General features: G+C 67.1%; 16 protein-coding genes. 13 read left to right on the top strand and 3 right to left on the bottom strand.

Features of this window, described 5'->3' with window-relative positions; all coding sequences use genetic code 11:
- The first annotated feature begins 6 nt into the window (after positions 1–6).
- From ASE11_RS10635 to ASE11_RS10610, 6 genes are all read left to right on the top strand, one after another.
- Positions 7–450: an SRPBCC family protein gene (locus ASE11_RS10635; RefSeq protein ID WP_056270342.1), complete on the top strand. Its 444-nt coding sequence runs from the start codon at positions 7–9 to the stop codon at positions 448–450.
- A 21-nt stretch (positions 451–471) separates the two neighbouring features.
- A complete protein-coding gene (locus ASE11_RS10630) occupies positions 472–882 on the top strand; it encodes a VOC family protein (protein ID WP_056270339.1) in 411 nt (136 codons plus the stop codon).
- 10 nt (positions 883–892) lie between these two features.
- Positions 893–2161, top strand: coding sequence for an RNA polymerase sigma factor (locus tag ASE11_RS10625; protein ID WP_056270336.1), 1269 nt, complete (start codon positions 893–895; stop codon positions 2159–2161).
- Positions 2162–2244: 83 nt separating this feature from the next.
- Entirely contained in the window at positions 2245–3438 is a 1194-nt protein-coding gene (locus ASE11_RS10620) for a flavin-containing monooxygenase (RefSeq protein WP_056270333.1), read from the top strand.
- 13 nt (positions 3439–3451) lie between these two features.
- Positions 3452–3841, top strand: coding sequence for a nuclear transport factor 2 family protein (locus tag ASE11_RS10615; protein WP_056270330.1), 390 nt, complete (start codon positions 3452–3454; stop codon positions 3839–3841).
- Entirely contained in the window at positions 3838–4233 is a 396-nt protein-coding gene (locus ASE11_RS10610; protein ID WP_056270327.1) for a YciI family protein, read from the top strand. Before ASE11_RS10615 ends, ASE11_RS10610 begins: the two co-directional genes overlap by 4 nt.
- 55 nt (positions 4234–4288) lie before the next feature.
- Here ASE11_RS10610 and ASE11_RS10605 read toward each other — a convergent pair whose 3' ends face one another.
- Positions 4289–4798, bottom strand: coding sequence for a winged helix DNA-binding protein (locus tag ASE11_RS10605; protein ID WP_056270323.1), 510 nt, complete (start codon positions 4796–4798; stop codon positions 4289–4291).
- 156 nt (positions 4799–4954) lie between these two features.
- On the opposite strand from ASE11_RS10605, the gene ASE11_RS10600 reads away from it, so the two are divergent.
- Genes ASE11_RS10600 through ASE11_RS10580 form a run of 5 tightly spaced genes read left to right on the top strand, consistent with a single transcriptional unit; the run spans position 4955 to position 11625 of the window.
- Positions 4955–7054: a hydantoinase/oxoprolinase family protein gene (locus ASE11_RS10600; protein WP_056270320.1), complete on the top strand. Its 2100-nt coding sequence runs from the start codon at positions 4955–4957 to the stop codon at positions 7052–7054.
- Positions 7051–8700, top strand: a complete 1650-nt coding sequence (locus tag ASE11_RS10595; protein WP_056270317.1) for a hydantoinase B/oxoprolinase family protein — start codon at positions 7051–7053, stop codon at positions 8698–8700. Before ASE11_RS10600 ends, ASE11_RS10595 begins: the two co-directional genes overlap by 4 nt.
- Before the next feature lie 26 nt (positions 8701–8726).
- Positions 8727–9722 (top strand): TRAP transporter substrate-binding protein, encoded by a 996-nt coding sequence (locus ASE11_RS10590; protein WP_056270316.1) that lies wholly within the window; start codon positions 8727–8729, stop codon positions 9720–9722.
- The gene (locus tag ASE11_RS10585; RefSeq protein WP_056270313.1) at positions 9719–10306 is read left to right on the top strand and encodes a TRAP transporter small permease subunit; all 588 of its coding nucleotides are present in this window, start codon (positions 9719–9721) and stop codon (positions 10304–10306) included. The genes ASE11_RS10590 and ASE11_RS10585 overlap by 4 nt, the downstream gene beginning before the upstream one ends.
- A gap of 8 nt (positions 10307–10314) precedes the next feature.
- Positions 10315–11625, top strand: coding sequence for a TRAP transporter large permease (locus ASE11_RS10580; RefSeq protein ID WP_056270310.1), 1311 nt, complete (start codon positions 10315–10317; stop codon positions 11623–11625).
- Positions 11626–11672: 47 nt separating this feature from the next.
- On the opposite strand, the gene ASE11_RS10575 is transcribed toward ASE11_RS10580, so the two are convergent.
- Positions 11673–12722 carry a GlxA family transcriptional regulator gene (locus ASE11_RS10575; protein WP_056270309.1) on the bottom strand — a complete coding sequence of 350 codons (1050 nt, stop codon included), beginning with the start codon at positions 12720–12722 and terminating at the stop codon, positions 11673–11675.
- A gap of 121 nt (positions 12723–12843) precedes the next feature.
- On the opposite strand from ASE11_RS10575, the gene ASE11_RS10570 reads away from it, so the two are divergent.
- Together ASE11_RS10570 and ASE11_RS25325 are read left to right on the top strand one after the other, a co-directional pair.
- Positions 12844–13626: a sterol desaturase family protein gene (locus ASE11_RS10570; RefSeq protein WP_056270307.1), complete on the top strand. Its 783-nt coding sequence runs from the start codon at positions 12844–12846 to the stop codon at positions 13624–13626.
- Positions 13623–13937 (top strand): DUF2917 domain-containing protein, encoded by a 315-nt coding sequence (locus ASE11_RS25325; RefSeq protein ID WP_082585659.1) that lies wholly within the window; start codon positions 13623–13625, stop codon positions 13935–13937. The genes ASE11_RS10570 and ASE11_RS25325 overlap by 4 nt, the downstream gene beginning before the upstream one ends.
- On the opposite strand, the gene ASE11_RS10565 is transcribed toward ASE11_RS25325, so the two are convergent.
- Positions 13868–14980 (bottom strand): NADH:flavin oxidoreductase/NADH oxidase, encoded by a 1113-nt coding sequence (locus tag ASE11_RS10565; RefSeq protein ID WP_056270304.1) that lies wholly within the window; start codon positions 14978–14980, stop codon positions 13868–13870. The genes ASE11_RS25325 and ASE11_RS10565 overlap by 70 nt on opposite strands.
- Between the last annotated feature and the right edge of the window lie 14 nt (positions 14981–14994).

Here is a 14994-nt window from a genome sequence, read left to right as displayed (position 1 = left end):
TCCACCATGAAAAAGCAACATTTCGAGACCCTCATCCAGGCCCCGCGCGAGCGCGTCTGGACCACCATGCTTCAGTCCCCCACCTACGAACAATGGACCAGCGCGTTCTGCGAAGGCTCGCGGTTCGAAGGCTCCTGGAAGCAGGGCGACGCGATCCGCTTTCTGGACCCGGCCGGCAACGGCATGGTGTCCGAGATCGCCGAACACCGCCCAGCCGAATTCGTGTCCATCCGCCATCTCGGCTTCATCGAGAACGGCAAGGAAGACACCACCAGCGACGCGGTGCGCGCCTGGGCGCCCTGCCATGAGAACTACACCTTCACCGACGAGCGCGGCGGCACCCGCGTCAAGGTCGACACCGACGTGTTCGGCGAGTACGAGGACATGATGGCCAGGGTCTGGCCGCAAGCCCTGGAAGGCCTCAAGAAATTGTGCGAAGGCACGAACTGAAACAACGACGGGAGAGCCATCATGCTGCGCCAGATATTCGTCAACCTGCCCATCAAGGACATGGCCCGGTCCCAGGCCTTCTTCAAGGCGCTGGGCCTCACGTTCAACCCGCGTTTCACCAATGAGCAGGGTGCCTGCCTCGAGATCGCACCGAACATCCACGCCATGCTGCTGGTGGAGCCGTTCTTCCAGGGCTTCACCAAACTGCCCATCGCCGATGCGAAGAAGACCACCGAAGTGCTGATCGCGCTGTCGGTCGACAGCCGAGCCGAGGTGGACGAACTGGTGGCGAAGGCGGTGGCTGCCGGCGCCACCACCCCCAACGCCCCCATGGACCATGGCTTCATGCTCCAGCACGGCTTTGCCGATCTGGACGGTCACCAGTGGGAGGTGTTCTGGATGGACGAGAGCGCCGCGCCGGAACAGATGTAGATTCCGACGCATGCATTCCGGTGTTCACCAGGCCATCGCCACCGTCTGGCGCCTTGAGTCCGCACGCATCACGGCGCATGTCGCGCGCGTGGTGCGCGACGTGGGCGTGGCCGAAGAGCTTGCGCAGGACGCGCTGCTGGCCGCGCTCGAACACTGGCCCACGCAGGGCGTGCCCGACAACCCCGCCGCCTGGCTCATGACCACCGCCAAGCGCCGCGCCCTCGACCACCTGCGTCACCGCCAGATGGCCGAGGCCCGGCACGAGGACATCGCCGCCGACCTCCAAGCCCTGGGCGCCGACCACGTGCCCGATTTCGTGGACGCGCTGGACGAAGCCCGGCAGGACGACATTGGCGATGACCTGTTGCGCCTGGTGTTCACCGCCTGCCACCCCGTGCTCTCGACCGATGCGCGCGTGGCCCTCACGCTCAAGCTGCTGGGTGGCCTCACCACGCACGAGATCGCGCGCGCCTTCCTCGTGCCCGAGGCCACCATCGCACAGCGCATTGTGCGCGCCAAGAAGACGCTGAGCGAGGCCGGCGTGCCCTACGAAGTGCCACGCGGCGAGGCGCTGGGTGAACGCCTGGCCTCGGTGCTGGAGGTGGTGTACCTCGTGTTCAACGAAGGCTACACCGCCACCAGCGGCAGCGACTGGATGCGCCCGGCCCTGTGCGACGAGGCGCTGCGCCTGGGCCGCATGCTGGCCGGCATTGCGCCACAGCAAGCCGAGGTGCACGGGCTGCTCGCGCTGATGGAAATACAAGCCTCGCGCGCCACCGCGCGCACCGACGCGCGGGGCCGTCCGGTGCTGCTGGCCGAGCAGGACCGCAGCCGCTGGGATGCCTTGCTCATCCACCGCGGCCTGGCCGCGTTGGTGCGCGCCCAAGCGCTGGCGCCAGCGGCGGGAACGTACCAGTTGCAAGCCGCCATTGCCGCCTGCCATGCCCGCGCGGTCCACGCGCGGGACACCGACTGGGCGCGCATCGCCGCGCTCTACGGCGAGCTGGCGAGGTTGGCGCCTTCCCCCGTGGTGGAGCTCAACCGTGCGGTGGCCGTGTCCATGCACGCCGGCCCTGCGGCGGGGCTCGCCCTGGTGGACGCCCTGCTGGACAACAAGGCCTTGCGAAGCTACCACTGGCTGCCCGCCGTGCGCGGGGACCTGCTGGCCCAACTGGGGCGACGGGCCGAGGCCTGCGCCGAGTTCGAACGCGCGGGCGCCCTGGCCGGCAACGAGCGGGAGCGAACTTTCCTGCTGGAACGGGCGGAAAGCTTGCGCTGATCTGAGGTCCTTTTGCACGGGTGTAAGCCCTCATGGCGTGCCTCGCACGCGCCAGACACACTGGGCGCAATAGGCGAGCGTCCATGGACCCCAAACCCACCACCCGCACCGACACCGACACGCTCGTCATCGGTGCCGGGCCCGCCGGGCTGGCCACGGCGGCCTGCCTGGCACAGCGCGGCACCCGGGCATTGGTGATCGATCAGGCCCATGAGTCGGCATCCAGCTGGCGCCACCACTACGAGCGCCTGCACCTGCACACCGTCAAAACCCATTCGGCGCTGCCGGGCTTGCCGTTTCCCGACAGTGCGCCGCGCTATGTGTCGCGCCAGGGCGTGGTGGACTACCTCACCCGATACGCCGATCACCACGGTATCGTCCCCGAGCTGGGCGAGACCGCGCTCAGCATCGAACCCGAAACCCGGAACGCGGGCTGGCTCATACGCACGGCGAGTGGGCGGCTGATCGCCGCGCGCCAGGTGGTGGTGGCCACCGGCGCCAACCGCCGCCCGCGCGTGCCCACGCTGCCGCACCAGGAGCTCTTTGGTGGGCGCGTGCTGCACAGCCGCGAGTACCGCAACGCCAAGCCGTTTGCCGGTCAGCGCGTGCTGGTGGTGGGCATGGGCAACACCGGGGCCGAGATCGCGCTGGACCTGGTGGAACACGGCGTGCGCGCCGCGCTCTCCGTGCGCTCGCCGCTCAACATCGTGTACCGCGACGTGCTGGGTCGGCCCACCCAGCTCTCCAGCATCCTGCTCAGCCGGCTGCCGCCTGCGTTGGGCGATGCGGCGGCCACGCTGCTGCGCAACCTCAGCGTGGGCGACCTCGGCCGCTACGGCCTGCACACCGCCGCGGTGTCACCGCTGCGCCAGCTGCGCGAAGACGGCAAAACGCCGGTGATCGACGTGGGCACGGTCGCGCGCATCAAGAACGGCGACATCCAGGTCTACCCCGGTGTCCAGACGCTGGTGCACGGCGGCGTGCGCTTCACCGACGGCACCGAGCACCCGTTCGATTCGGTGCTGCTGGCCACCGGTTACGACCCAGCTCTGAGCGAACTGTTTCCCGCCACGTCCCTGCCGCTGGACGCACGCGGCATGCCCGCCGACGTGGTGGGGCAGGGCGCGCTCGCCGGTGTGTACTTCGTGGGGTTCGACGTGCGCCAGCCCGGTGGGCTGTTGCGCTCGATCGCCGCACAGGCGCAGACTGTGGCGCAGCACATCTGTCCTGCGCAGGGTGCGAGCAGCCACACGCCCGTGCCGGTTCACTCCATTTGAAAGCGACCCCCGCATGCCCAGTTCCGACACCCTCGAACGCTTCATTGCCCTGGTGGAGAGCAACGCGCACGACCAGGCGATTGCCGACTTTTACGCGCCGCACGCCTCCATGCAGGAAAACCAGGCCCCGCCACGCGTGGGCCGCGACCAGTTGCTGGCGGGCGAGCGCAAGGTGATGGCGCGCGCGACCACGATCGAATCGCGCTGCGTGCGCCCGGTCCTGGTGAACGGTGACCACGTGGTGATCCGCTGGGTGTTCCGCTTCGTCTGGCGGGACGACTCGGTCACCGAAATGGAAGAGCTCGCTTACCAGCGCTGGGAGGGGGATCGCATCGTGGCGGAGCAGTTCTTCTACGACCCGGCGCAGCGCACGCCCCAGCCTCCCCCAGGGGCCGCCACATGAGCTCGGAGAATCCTCCCCTGGAGTTCCTCGTCATCTCGCGCGGCCAGTGGGACGCCGACAAATCGCCCGAAGAGATCCAGGCCACGATCGACCGCTTCTACGAATGGCACGGCGAGCTGGTGGCCCAGGGCGTGATGCGCTCGGGGAAGCGACTGGCGCGTGAAGGCAAGCTGGTCTCGCGCGAGCGCATCATCGACGGCCCGTTCGCCGAGGCCAAGGAAGTGGTCGGCGGTTTCTGGTTCATTCGCGCGAACAGCCTGGAAGAGGCCGCGCGCATCTCGGCCGACAACCCCTGCCTGGCCTGCGGGCTCGAATACGAAGTGCGGCCCTTCGAGCATGTGCGCGCGAGTGCGTTTGCGGTGACGAGCGAGACGCCGGGGCGCGCCGCGTAACGCGATGGCCTGAAACCACCGCGCGGCCCAGCCTCGATGCCGACGGCAAGGCTGGTCAGCGCAACGACGAGGCCGAGCGCGCGGCCCTTTCGTAGAGGCCACCCAGCCCGCCCAGAAAGCGCACCATCTCGGGCAACTGCGCGTTCAAGGCCTCGTCCACGTTGCTCATGAGGCACTGCTCGCGCACTTCGCGATACGCCTCGATCGCGGCCTCGCCCGCGTCGGTGGTGCGGTACAGCACCTCCTTGCCCACCTTCTCGCCCACCGCCAGGCCACTCGCCACCAGTTTCTTGAGCGAGTAGGTCACCACGTGCACGTCGTCGAAGTTCAGGACGAAGCAGATATCCGCGACCTTCTTGTTTCGTGCGCGGTGTTTCAACTGGTGCAGCACCACCACGTCGATGAAGGTCATGTCGCCCACGCCGGTGGCCGAGGCGCCCTTGACCAGCCAGCGCGTGAAGGCGTTCCAGCACACCACCATGGCGAACTCGAACTCACTGAGCTCTGCTCCCTTGGGCGAAACGAGATGAGGTGAGAGGACCAGCGGCTTCTTTGGCTTGTTCATGCGCGTAAACCCTTATATCTGTGTGGCTTCGATCGTATAACATTAGGAAATTCCCAACGTTATCCTGTCATCAAACATGTATTACACATCTATTTTCGCACACGTTTTACCGTTATTGGTGCACTTCCGCACCTCGGGAGTGCGTGATTGAGCGCCATGTCCCACTCCAGGGTGCGCCTCTCGGCCGACATCGGCGGCACCTTCACCGACCTCGTGATCGAGCTGGCCGACGGCACGCTTGCCACGACCAAGGTGCTCACCACCCCCTCCGCCCCTGAACGGGCCGTGCTCGACGGCGCCAGTGGTCTGCTCGCGCGCCACGGGCTGGGTTTGAAGGACGTCAATGTATTCGTGCACGGCACCACGCTGGCGACCAATGCCGTGCTGGAACGGCGCGGCGCAGTGACCGCCTTGATCACCACCGAAGGCTTCAGGGACGTGCTGGAGATCGGTACCGAAGGCCGCTTCGATCAATACGATCTTCAGATGGAGCGACGCGCTCCGCTGGTGCCTCGCAGCCTGCGGCTGCCGGTTCAGGAGCGCATGGACGTGCACGGACGCGCCGTGCTGCCGCTCGATGAAGCGGGCTTGCTGGCGCACGTCGACGCGCTCAAGGCCGCCGGTGTCACCAGCGTGGCCATCTGCTTTCTGCACGCCTACGTGAACCCCGAGCATGAGCAGGCCGCCAGGCGCACCCTGCTGGCCGCCCTGCCAACGCTGCATGTCTCGATCTCCAGCGAGGTCTGTCCCGAAATCCGGGAGTACGAACGCGTGTCGACCACCGTGGCGAACGCCTATGTGCAACCCCAGATGTCGGAATACCTCACCCGCATGCTTGAACACCTGGATGCGGCCGGCTTTCAAGGCGCGCTTTACCTGGTCACCTCCAACGGCGGCCTGACCTCGCTGAGCACGGCCAGCCGTTTCCCGGTGAGGCTGATCGAATCAGGGCCTGCCGGCGGCGCGATCTTTGCCGCCGATGTGGCACGCCGGTCCGGCGAAGCCACCGTGGCCGCGTTCGATATGGGTGGCACTACCGCCAAGATCTGCCTCATGGACGATTTCACGCCCGACACCGACCGGGTGTACGAAGTCGACCGCTCGGCCCGGTTCCAGAAAGGCAGCGGGCTGCCACTGCGCATTCCTGTCATCGACCTGTTCGAGATCGGCGCAGGCGGGGGCTCCATTGCCCAGGTCAATGCGCTGAAGAACATCCAGGTGGGGCCTCAGAGTGCTGGCTCCGAACCCGGCCCTGCTTGTTACGGGCGGGGCGGGATTGAAGCCACCGTCACCGACGCCGACGCCGTGCTGGGTCTTATCGATCCCGACGGCTTCGCGGGCGGCACCGTTCCGCTGGACCTGTTGGCCTCGCGCCGGGCCCTCTCCCGCATCGGCGCATCGCTCAATCTGTCGAGCGACATGGCCGCCTTCGGCGTGCACGAAATGGTGTGCGAAAGCATGGCCAACGCTGCGCGCGTGCACGCCATCGAGAAAGGCAAAACGATCGGCAACCACACACTCATTGCGTTCGGCGGTGCGGCGCCACTGCATGTGGCCCGGGTGGCCGAAAAGACAGGCGTCCAGCGCATCCTGGTGCCACCCCATGCCGGTGTGGGCTCCGCCATCGGCTTCCTGCGTGCGCCCATTTCCTACGAGGTGGTGCGCAGCCGCCACTCGCTGCTGGGTGTCCTGGACGTGGAACAGACTGAGGGGATGCTGGGCCGGATGGCCGCCGAGGCGGTGCAACTGGTGCGGCAAGGCGCGCCCGACCAACCCTTGATCACGCAGCGCACCGCCTACATGCGGTACGTGGGCCAGGGTCATGAGATCGCCATCCCGGCGTCGAAACACCGATTGACCGATGCCGACGTGGCGCTGCTGGGCCGCTCCTTCGAGTCGGCGTACATCAAGCTTTTCGGACGCGCGATTCCGGGTGCGCAGGTGGAAATACTCACTTGGTCCGTTCTGGTGACGACCCATCCCGAAGCCAGCGCACCGTCAGCGGACGCCGCTGTCAGCCACACGCCTCCCATTCCCACCGGGCACCGCGACTACTTCGACGGCAGCACGGCACAGCGCATCGCCATTCCGGTGTTCGAGCGCGCGCAACTGCACATGGGGCAGCTCATCCAAGGACCGGCTTTGATCACGGAACCCCAGACCACCACCTTCGTGTCTGCCTCGTTCGGCGCGCAGGTGGACCGCCACGGCAATCTCGTCCTTGACCGCCAACTGAAAACTCAGGTGAACGCATGAACAGCAACCGAACCGCCATCGAACATCAACTGATGTGGCAGCGCCTCATTGCCACCGTGGAGGAGCAGGCCCAGGTGCTGCTGCGCACCGCCTTCAGCGCCATCGTGCGTGAGTGCAGCGACCTCTCAGCCGGCGTGTTCGACACCCGGGGTCGCATGCTGGCGCAAGCCATCACCGGCGCACCGGGCCACGTCAACACCATGGCCGAATCCGTCAAGCACTTTCTCGGCAAATACCCGCTGAGCAACATGCGCGAAGGCGATGTCTTCATCACCAACGACCCCTGGAAGGGCACCGGGCACCTGAACGACTTCGTCGTGGTGACGCCCTGCTTCCTTGCCGGCAAGCCGGTCGCGCTGTTCTGCGCCACCAGCCACGTGATGGACATCGGCGGCCTGGGCTTCGGCCCCGACGGCACCGACGTGCACATGGAGGGCCTGTTCATTCCCATGCTCAAGCTGTTCTCGCAGGGCCAGCCCAATGAAACCCTGATGGCCATGCTCGCCGCGAACACGCGCCAGCCGATGGAAACCGAAGGCGACACCTACGCGCTCGCCTCGTGCAACGACGTGGCGTGCAAACGGCTCGTTGAAATGATGACGGAGTTCAGGCTCGACACACTCGATTCGCTGGCGGACTTCATCGTGGAGCGTTCGCGCGCCGCCGTGCTCGACGCCGTGCGCCAACTGCCCCAGGGCACCTGGACCAACCGCATGACCGTCGACGGCTACGACGAACCCATCGATCTCGTGGCCAGCCTCACCGTGTCAGGCGATGGCATTCACGTGGACTACACCGGGACCTCGCCCATGTCGACGCGCGGCATCAACGTGCCCATCAACTACGCCGCCGCGTACACCATGTTCGGCCTGGCCTGCGCGGTGGCCGGCGACATCCCGAACAACTCGGGCTCGCTGTCGGTGTTTTCCGTTTCCGCGCCCGAGGGCTGCGTGCTCAATGCGCCCGCGCCCGCGCCGGTGTCCACGCGCCACGTCATCGGCCAGATGCTGCCCGACGTGGTCTTCGGCTGTCTGCGCCAGATCATGCCGGAGCGCGTGCCGGCCGAAGGCGCGTCGTGCGTGTGGCTGCTCACGCTGCGTGGGCCCACCGCCGATGCCGCCCAGGGGCGCTACGGCTTCACCATGGGCTTCACCAGCAATGGGGGCACCGGCGCGCGCGAGCGCAAGGACGGCCTCTCCGCCACGGCGTTTCCCACCAATCTGAACGGCACGCCGGTGGAGATCGCCGAGACGCAGACGCCGCTGATCTTCTGGCGCAAGGAGCTGCGGGAAGGCTCCGGCGGCGATGGCGAACAGCGCGGCGGACTCGGCCAGGTGATCGAGGTGGAATCCACCTGCGGCAAGCCGTTCGAGATCCTCGCCTCTTTCGACCGCATCGCCCATCCGCCGCGCGGCCGCGATGGTGGCGGCAACGGCGCGGCCGGCTTCATTGGTCTTTCAACCGGCCAGACGCTGCGCGGCAAGGGCGTGCAGGAGATCGCGCCGGGTCAACGCCTGGTCATTCAGACGCCCGGTGGTGGCGGCAGCGGGGACCCCCGCAAGCGCCCGCCATCACAGGTCGAAGCGGATCTTGCCGACGGGCTGCTTCGCGCATCGTCGCCCCTCACCGTGTCACTCCCCTGCTGATTCTTCCCCTCAACCAAAGGCCCATCATGCTCACACGACGTCAGTTTTCCGCGCTCACGCTGTCCACCGCCACGCTGCTGGGTGCCAGCCGCCCCGCCCATGCGGCGACCTCCATCGATCTGTCCACCGTGCTGCCCGATGGCAGCTTCCACACCGAGAACGCCAAGCGCTACGCAGCCGAGGTGCTCGCCGCCACGTCGGGTGAGGTGAAGATCACCGTGCACTCCGGCGGCGCGCTGGGCTTCAAGGGTCCGGATCACCTGCGGGCCGTGCGCGACGGGCTGGTGGGCATGGCCGACATCCACGCCTCGCAGCAAGCGGGCGACGAGCCGATCTTTGCGGCGGAGACTTCGCCGTTTCTCGTCAGCAGTCTCGACGAGCTGCGGGCGCTGCACCGCCACCTGAGGCCCCTGTTCGATGCCGCCGCGGCCAAGAACAACCAGAAGATCCTCTACATGGTTCCCTGGCCGTCGCAGTACCTGTTCTCCAAGGTCAAGGCCGACAACCTCGAAGGCCTGCGCAACAGCAAGGTCCGCGTGTCCGACCGCAACGTGCAGGACCTCTGCAGCGCGGTGGGCATCACGCCGGTGCTCATCCCCTGGGTGGAAACCATTCCCGCGCTGGCCTCCGGCACCATCTCCGGCGTCATGACGTCGGCGGTGTCGGGTGTGGACGGCCGCCTGTGGGAGTTCGTCAAGTACGCCTACCCGACCAACCACACCTGGATCTCCCAGATGGTCAACATCAACCTGGATGTCTGGAAGAAGCTCACGCTCGCGCAGCAGACAGCCATGACGCAAATTGCCAACCGCCTCGAGCCGCTGTTCTGGGCGCAGACCAGCAAGGTCGACAGCGACAGCCTGGCCAAGCTCAAGAGCATGGGCATGGAAGTGATGCCGGTCTCGGCCGCCATGAACGCAGAGATGCGCCGACGCACCTCGGGCCTGCTGCAGGCGTTCGAGAAGAACGTGCCTGCGTCGAAGCAGCCTCTGACGGCCTACCTCGCCGAGCTCAAGCGATGATCGGGACCGCGCCGCTCGCTGCCAGGCGACCCGCCCCGGTCGCGGTATCGAAGCTGCTGCAAGGCATCGAGAGCCTGTCGCAATGGGACGGCTGGATCGGCGTGGCCTGCCTGGCCACGCTGATCGCGCTGATGGTGGCCGAGCTGGCGGTGCGAGCACTCTCCAACGTGTTTCCGGCGCTGCCCGGCGGTCTTCCGCACACCTGGGAGTACTGCTCCTATCTGATGGCGGCCAGCTTCACTTTCGGCGCCGCCATGACGCTGCGCACGGGCGGTCACATCCGGGTTCAGCTCTTGCTGTGCCGCCTGGGCCCTGGCGCAAGGCGCGCTCTGGAGGCCCTCACCTCCCTTATCGGCTTGCTGTCGGTGTCGTTCCTGAGCTACTCCATGGCCCGCTTCACCTGGACCTCGTTCGTTTCGGGCCAGGTCTCGGCCGAAAGCGGGACGCTGCTGTGGATGCCGCAACTCGCGGTGACCTTCGGCATTCTTCTGCTCGCGCTGCAGTTGCTGGCCCGCCTGATCCAGGCACTGGCCGGCCTGCCGCTGGAAGACGGCCGCATGAAACCCACCGCCCCACTGGAATAGGAACCCCCATGCTTGCAGTCGTACTCACACTCGGCGCCTTGCTGATCGCGTTCCTGGGCAGTGGTGTCTGGATCGGGCTGGGCCTGGGCGCCACCGGCACCGCCATGCTCGCGCTGTTTCGCGACATCCCGCTCGACAAGCTGCTCGCGCAGTACACCTGGAACATCCTGACCACCCAGGAACTGCTGTCGCTGCCCATGTTCATCGTCATGGGCGAGATCCTGTTCCGCACGCGCCTGTCGCAGTCGCTGTTCAATGGCCTGGCGCCCTGGGCCTCGTTGCTGCCGGGCCGCCTGCTGCATGTGAACGTGTTCGGCTCCACGATCTTCGCGGCGATCTCGGGTTCGTCGGCCGCCACCACGCAGGTGGTGGGCCGGATTTCGCTGACGGAACTGGAGCGGCGCGGCTACGGCAAATCGATTGCGGTCGGCAGCCTCGCGGGCGCGGGCACGCTGGGCTTCCTGATTCCGCCGTCCAACATCATGATCATCTACGGCGTGCTGGGCGACGTGTCGGTGCTCAAGATGTTCATGGCCGGCGTGGTGCCCGGCATCCTGCTGGCGGGGTGTTTCATGGCCTGGATCATGATCCAGGCCACGCTGAACCCCGCGCTGGTGCCCCACGACGAAACATCCCGCCGTGCCACCTGGGGCGAACGGTTCCACGCACTGCGGGACCTGGCGCCGGTGCTGCTGCTCATCGTGGCCATCCTCGGCTCCATGTACACCGGCATCGCAACGCCGTCCGAAAGCGCGGCGGTGGGCGTGCTCGGCGCCGCTTTGATCGCGCACTTCCAAGGGGGTCTCACGCGGCAATCGCTGCGTGACATCGCGATGGGTGCGGTACAGACCTGCGCCATGATCGCGTTGATCCTGCTGGGCGCCTCGATCCTGGCCAGCGCCGCGGCCTTCCTGGGTATTCCGCGCGCCATCAGCACGTGGGTGACGGCTTTCGAGCTGGCGCCGCTGGCGCTCATCGCGGTGCTGATCGTGCTCTATCTGGTGATCGGCTGTTTCCTCGACGGCTTCTCGATGATGGTGCTCACGCTGCCCATCGTGCTGCCCATCGTCAAGGCCGCCGGCTTCGATCCGATCTGGTTCGGCATCTTCCTGGTGATCGTGATCGAGATGGCCCAGATCACCCCACCGGTGGGGTTCAACCTGTTCATGCTGCAGGGGCTCACGGGCCTGGAACTCGGCCGCATCGCCCGCTATGCGCTGCCCTATCTCACCATCATGATTCTGTTCGTGTTCCTGCTGCTCGCGGCGCCCGATCTGGTGCTGTGGCTGCCCAACCGTCTGACGACCGGCGCGGGCTAGCAGCGCGCCGGCGCGTTCATGGTGACGAGCGAGACGCCCCGGCGGGCCTAGGCTGCGCGACCCTGCTGCAGCACCTCGCGCAGGCCCGCGAAGCGCTTGCGGTACTGCGCCGGCGTGAGGTTGACCTCGCGCTTGAACAGACGTGCGAAGTAGCCCGCATCCTCATAACCCACCTGCTCGGCCACGGCCTCGATCGAGTCGACGCTGGCTTCCAGCAATTGCTTGGCCTCTTCAAGCCGGATGTGGTGCACGTATTGCAGCGGTGACAGGCCCGTGGCCTGCTGGAAGCGGCGCACAAAGGAGCGCTCGGCGAGGCCGGAAAGACGCGTCATCGCCGCGACCGGGCTGGGCTCGCGGTAGTGCTCGGCCGCCCAGAGCTGGCAGCGTGTGATGACCGCGTCGTCCGATTGCCGACTGGCCGATAACCGGGCAAAGGGTTGCTGGCCGCGCTCGTGCCAGTCGATCAGGTACAGGCGCGCCATCTGCATGGCCGCTTCCATGCCCGCCAGCCGCGCGATCAGGTAGAGCGCCAGGTCTTGCCACGATGTTCCGCCACCGGCCATCACGAGCCGCTGGCCTTCACCCGCGGTGACCAGCGCGCGCTGGCGGTGCAGGCGAATGCCGGGATGCCGCTGCGCCAGCGCATCGCAGTAGGCCCAGTGGGTGGTGGCGTCTTCGCCTTCGAGCAGGCCGGCCTCGGCCAGGAGCAGCGCGCCCGAACAGGCAGCGGCCACCACGGCGCCCCGGGCATGCGCCTCGCGCAGCCAGGCCACTTCAATCTGGAAGCGGCCGCGCAGGTCGGCGTCCGGCAGCAGAAACACCTCCGGAACGCAGATCACCTGCGGCGGCGCTGCGTCGGCGAGCGAAGCGTCTGGCACCACGTGCACGCCGTTGGCGATGGTGAGCGGTCGGCCGTCGGCCGAGACGATTTGCACCCGCAGCAGCGGGGCGCCGGGACGGCCCTCGATCACCCAAGGCCAATCACGTCCCACGCCCACGAACATGTCGCTCAACCCGAACAGCACCGAGGCCGTGACGTCGGGCATTGCCAGGATGGCAACGGTGGCGAGCAGGGGAGCGCCGTCGGGGTTTGACATGGCGATTTTGTCGGGTGGGTGTCGGTTTTGGCTGCAGGTGAAAACGGCCGGTCTTCCTACAGTCACTGATCGATTCCGATTCTAGAACCCACCTTCCTGTTTCACACCTCTGGAGAACGCCGTGTCCTGGCCCGAAATCTTCACCCTGGCGGTCCTGCCCATCTTTCTGTTGCTCGACTTCGCCACCCCCGCTGGCACCAGCCGCACGCGCTGGTGGCGCTCGCGGTCGTTGCTCGTCTCCGTCGCCAACGTCGGGTTCACGCTGTGGATCGGCTTGCTCTGGGGCAGTTACTTCGGTGGCCTTCATGTGTTCGACGGTGCAGCGCTCGGCACGGCGGGTGGCGCGGCGGTGGGCGTGCTGGTTTACGAGTTCTTCCACTACGTGTATCACCGCAGCGCTCACCGTTTCAACGCGCTGTGGCGCCTGGGGCATCAGATGCACCACAGTGCGGAGACGCTTGACGCCTGGGGCGCCTTCTACCTGCACCCGCTGGACGCAGCGCTCTTCACCACGCTGTCCAGCATCGTGCTGTTTCCGCTGCTCGGCCTGAGCCCCGAGGCGGGTGCGTGGGCGGTGGCGGTGCTCGCCTTTCTCTCGGTGTTCGAACACGCCCGGATGCGCACGCCGCGCTGGCTGGGCTACCTGATCCAGCGGCCCGAGAGCCATGCCATTCACCACCAGCGCGGCGTGCACGCGCACAACTACGCCGACCTGCCGCTGTGGGACATCGTGTTCGGCACCTTCCGCAACGGGCCTGTGAACGCGCCCTGGCCCGAACAGGGCTTTCACGACGGTGCTTCCGCGCGCCTCACCGAAATGCTGGCCTTTCGCGACGTGTCCACCGCTCGCGGGCGAGTGCGCCAACCGATCGAACACCCCACCCCTGGAGGCTTGACGCCATGACCACCGAATTCATCTCACTGCCGAAGTCGGCCCTGCACGCGATCAACAAACCCTTGGGCTGGCGCATCGAATGCGCCGAGGGAACGGCCTGGGTGACGCACGATCACCACCCGCACGACATCTTGCTGACCTCGGGCCAGTGCCACACCTGTATCCAGCCGGGCCGTGTGCTGGTGCAGGCACTCGACAGCACCGTGATCCGCCTGCATGAACCAGTGCGGACTGCACGCACCGGAGCGCCTCAGCGCTGGCCGATCTTCACGTCACCAAACAGCTGGCTCATGCCTCGTGGCTGGCTGCGCCAGTACTGAGGCGGTGCGTCCACCTGGGCGCCCAGCTTCGCGGCGGCGTGCCAGGGCCAGCGCGGGTCGAACAGCATGGCGCGCGCCAGGGCCACGCAGTCGGCGCGGCCGCTGGCGATGATCTCTTCGGCCTGCTCGGGCTCGGTCACCAGGCCCACGGCGATCGTGGGCAGGCCCACCTCGCGCTTGACCTGCTCGGCCAGCGGCACCTGGTAGTTGGGGCCGAGTGGAATCTGCTGCAGCGGCGAGATGCCGGCGCTGGAGACGTGCATGAAGTGGCAACCGCGCGCCTTGAGTTCATGGCCAAACGCCACGCTTTGCGCCGCGTCCCACCCGCCGTCCACCCAGTCGGTGCCGGAGAGGCGCATGCCCAGCGCCATGTTGGCCGGCAGCGCGGCGCGCACCGCCTCGAACACCGCCAGCGGGAAGCGCATGCGGTTCTCCAGCGAGCCCCCGTATTCGTCGATGCGCTGGTTGGAGATCGGCGAGAGGAACTGGTGCAGCAGGTAGCCGTGGGCCGCGTGCAGTTCGATGGCGTCGATGCCGATGCGTTGTGCGCGCAGCGCTGCATCCACAAACGCTTGCTTGATGCGCTCCAGACCCGACACATCGAGCGCGTGCGGCGGTGCCTCGTGCGTGAGGTGGGGAATGGCCGAGGGCGCCAGCGTTTCCCAGCCACCGTCGTCGGGCGCGATGAGCTGGCCGCCTTCCCACGGCGTCCGGCTCGACGCCTTGCGCCCGGCGTGCGAGAGCTGGATGGCGATCGGCATGGACGAGTGCTTGCGCACCTTGTTCAGCACCTCGCCCAGCGCGTGTTCATTCGCCTCGTTCCACAAGCCCAGGTCGGTCGGTGAGATGCGGCCTTCGGGCGTGACCGCCGTGGCCTCCAGGATCAGCAGGCCCGCGCCCGAGAGCGCGAGGTGGCCCAGGTGGATCAGGTGCCAGTCGGTGGCGTTGCCGTGCTCGGCCGAGTACTGGCACATGGGGGCGATCACGATGCGGTTTTTCAACCGCAGCGGACCGAGGTCGAAAGCAGAAAACAGCTGGCTCACGGTGGTTCCTTGAA

Source organism: Hydrogenophaga sp. Root209 (assembly GCF_001428625.1).
Taxonomy (GTDB): domain Bacteria; phylum Pseudomonadota; class Gammaproteobacteria; order Burkholderiales; family Burkholderiaceae_C; genus Hydrogenophaga.
The sequence above is the reverse complement of the archived record's forward strand: the minus strand, read 5'-3'. Positions and strand labels throughout refer to the sequence as shown.

Excerpts from the sequence above, each read along its gene's own strand:
- ASE11_RS10635 (WP_056270342.1), top strand. The coding sequence starts at position 7 with ATGAAAAAGCAACATTTCGAGACCCTCATCCAGGCCCCGCGCGAGCGC.
- ASE11_RS10630 (WP_056270339.1), top strand. The coding sequence starts at position 472 with ATGCTGCGCCAGATATTCGTCAACCTGCCCATCAAGGACATGGCCCGG.
- ASE11_RS10625 (WP_056270336.1), top strand. The coding sequence starts at position 893 with ATGCATTCCGGTGTTCACCAGGCCATCGCCACCGTCTGGCGCCTTGAG.
- ASE11_RS10620 (WP_056270333.1), top strand. The coding sequence starts at position 2,245 with ATGGACCCCAAACCCACCACCCGCACCGACACCGACACGCTCGTCATC.
- ASE11_RS10615 (WP_056270330.1), top strand. The coding sequence starts at position 3,452 with ATGCCCAGTTCCGACACCCTCGAACGCTTCATTGCCCTGGTGGAGAGC.
- ASE11_RS10610 (WP_056270327.1), top strand. The coding sequence starts at position 3,838 with ATGAGCTCGGAGAATCCTCCCCTGGAGTTCCTCGTCATCTCGCGCGGC.
- ASE11_RS10605 (WP_056270323.1), bottom strand. The coding sequence starts at position 4,798 with ATGAACAAGCCAAAGAAGCCGCTGGTCCTCTCACCTCATCTCGTTTCG.
- ASE11_RS10600 (WP_056270320.1), top strand. The coding sequence starts at position 4,955 with ATGTCCCACTCCAGGGTGCGCCTCTCGGCCGACATCGGCGGCACCTTC.
- ASE11_RS10595 (WP_056270317.1), top strand. The coding sequence starts at position 7,051 with ATGAACAGCAACCGAACCGCCATCGAACATCAACTGATGTGGCAGCGC.
- ASE11_RS10590 (WP_056270316.1), top strand. The coding sequence starts at position 8,727 with ATGCTCACACGACGTCAGTTTTCCGCGCTCACGCTGTCCACCGCCACG.
- ASE11_RS10585 (WP_056270313.1), top strand. The coding sequence starts at position 9,719 with ATGATCGGGACCGCGCCGCTCGCTGCCAGGCGACCCGCCCCGGTCGCG.
- ASE11_RS10580 (WP_056270310.1), top strand. The coding sequence starts at position 10,315 with ATGCTTGCAGTCGTACTCACACTCGGCGCCTTGCTGATCGCGTTCCTG.
- ASE11_RS10575 (WP_056270309.1), bottom strand. The coding sequence starts at position 12,722 with ATGTCAAACCCCGACGGCGCTCCCCTGCTCGCCACCGTTGCCATCCTG.
- ASE11_RS25325 (WP_082585659.1), top strand. The coding sequence starts at position 13,623 with ATGACCACCGAATTCATCTCACTGCCGAAGTCGGCCCTGCACGCGATC.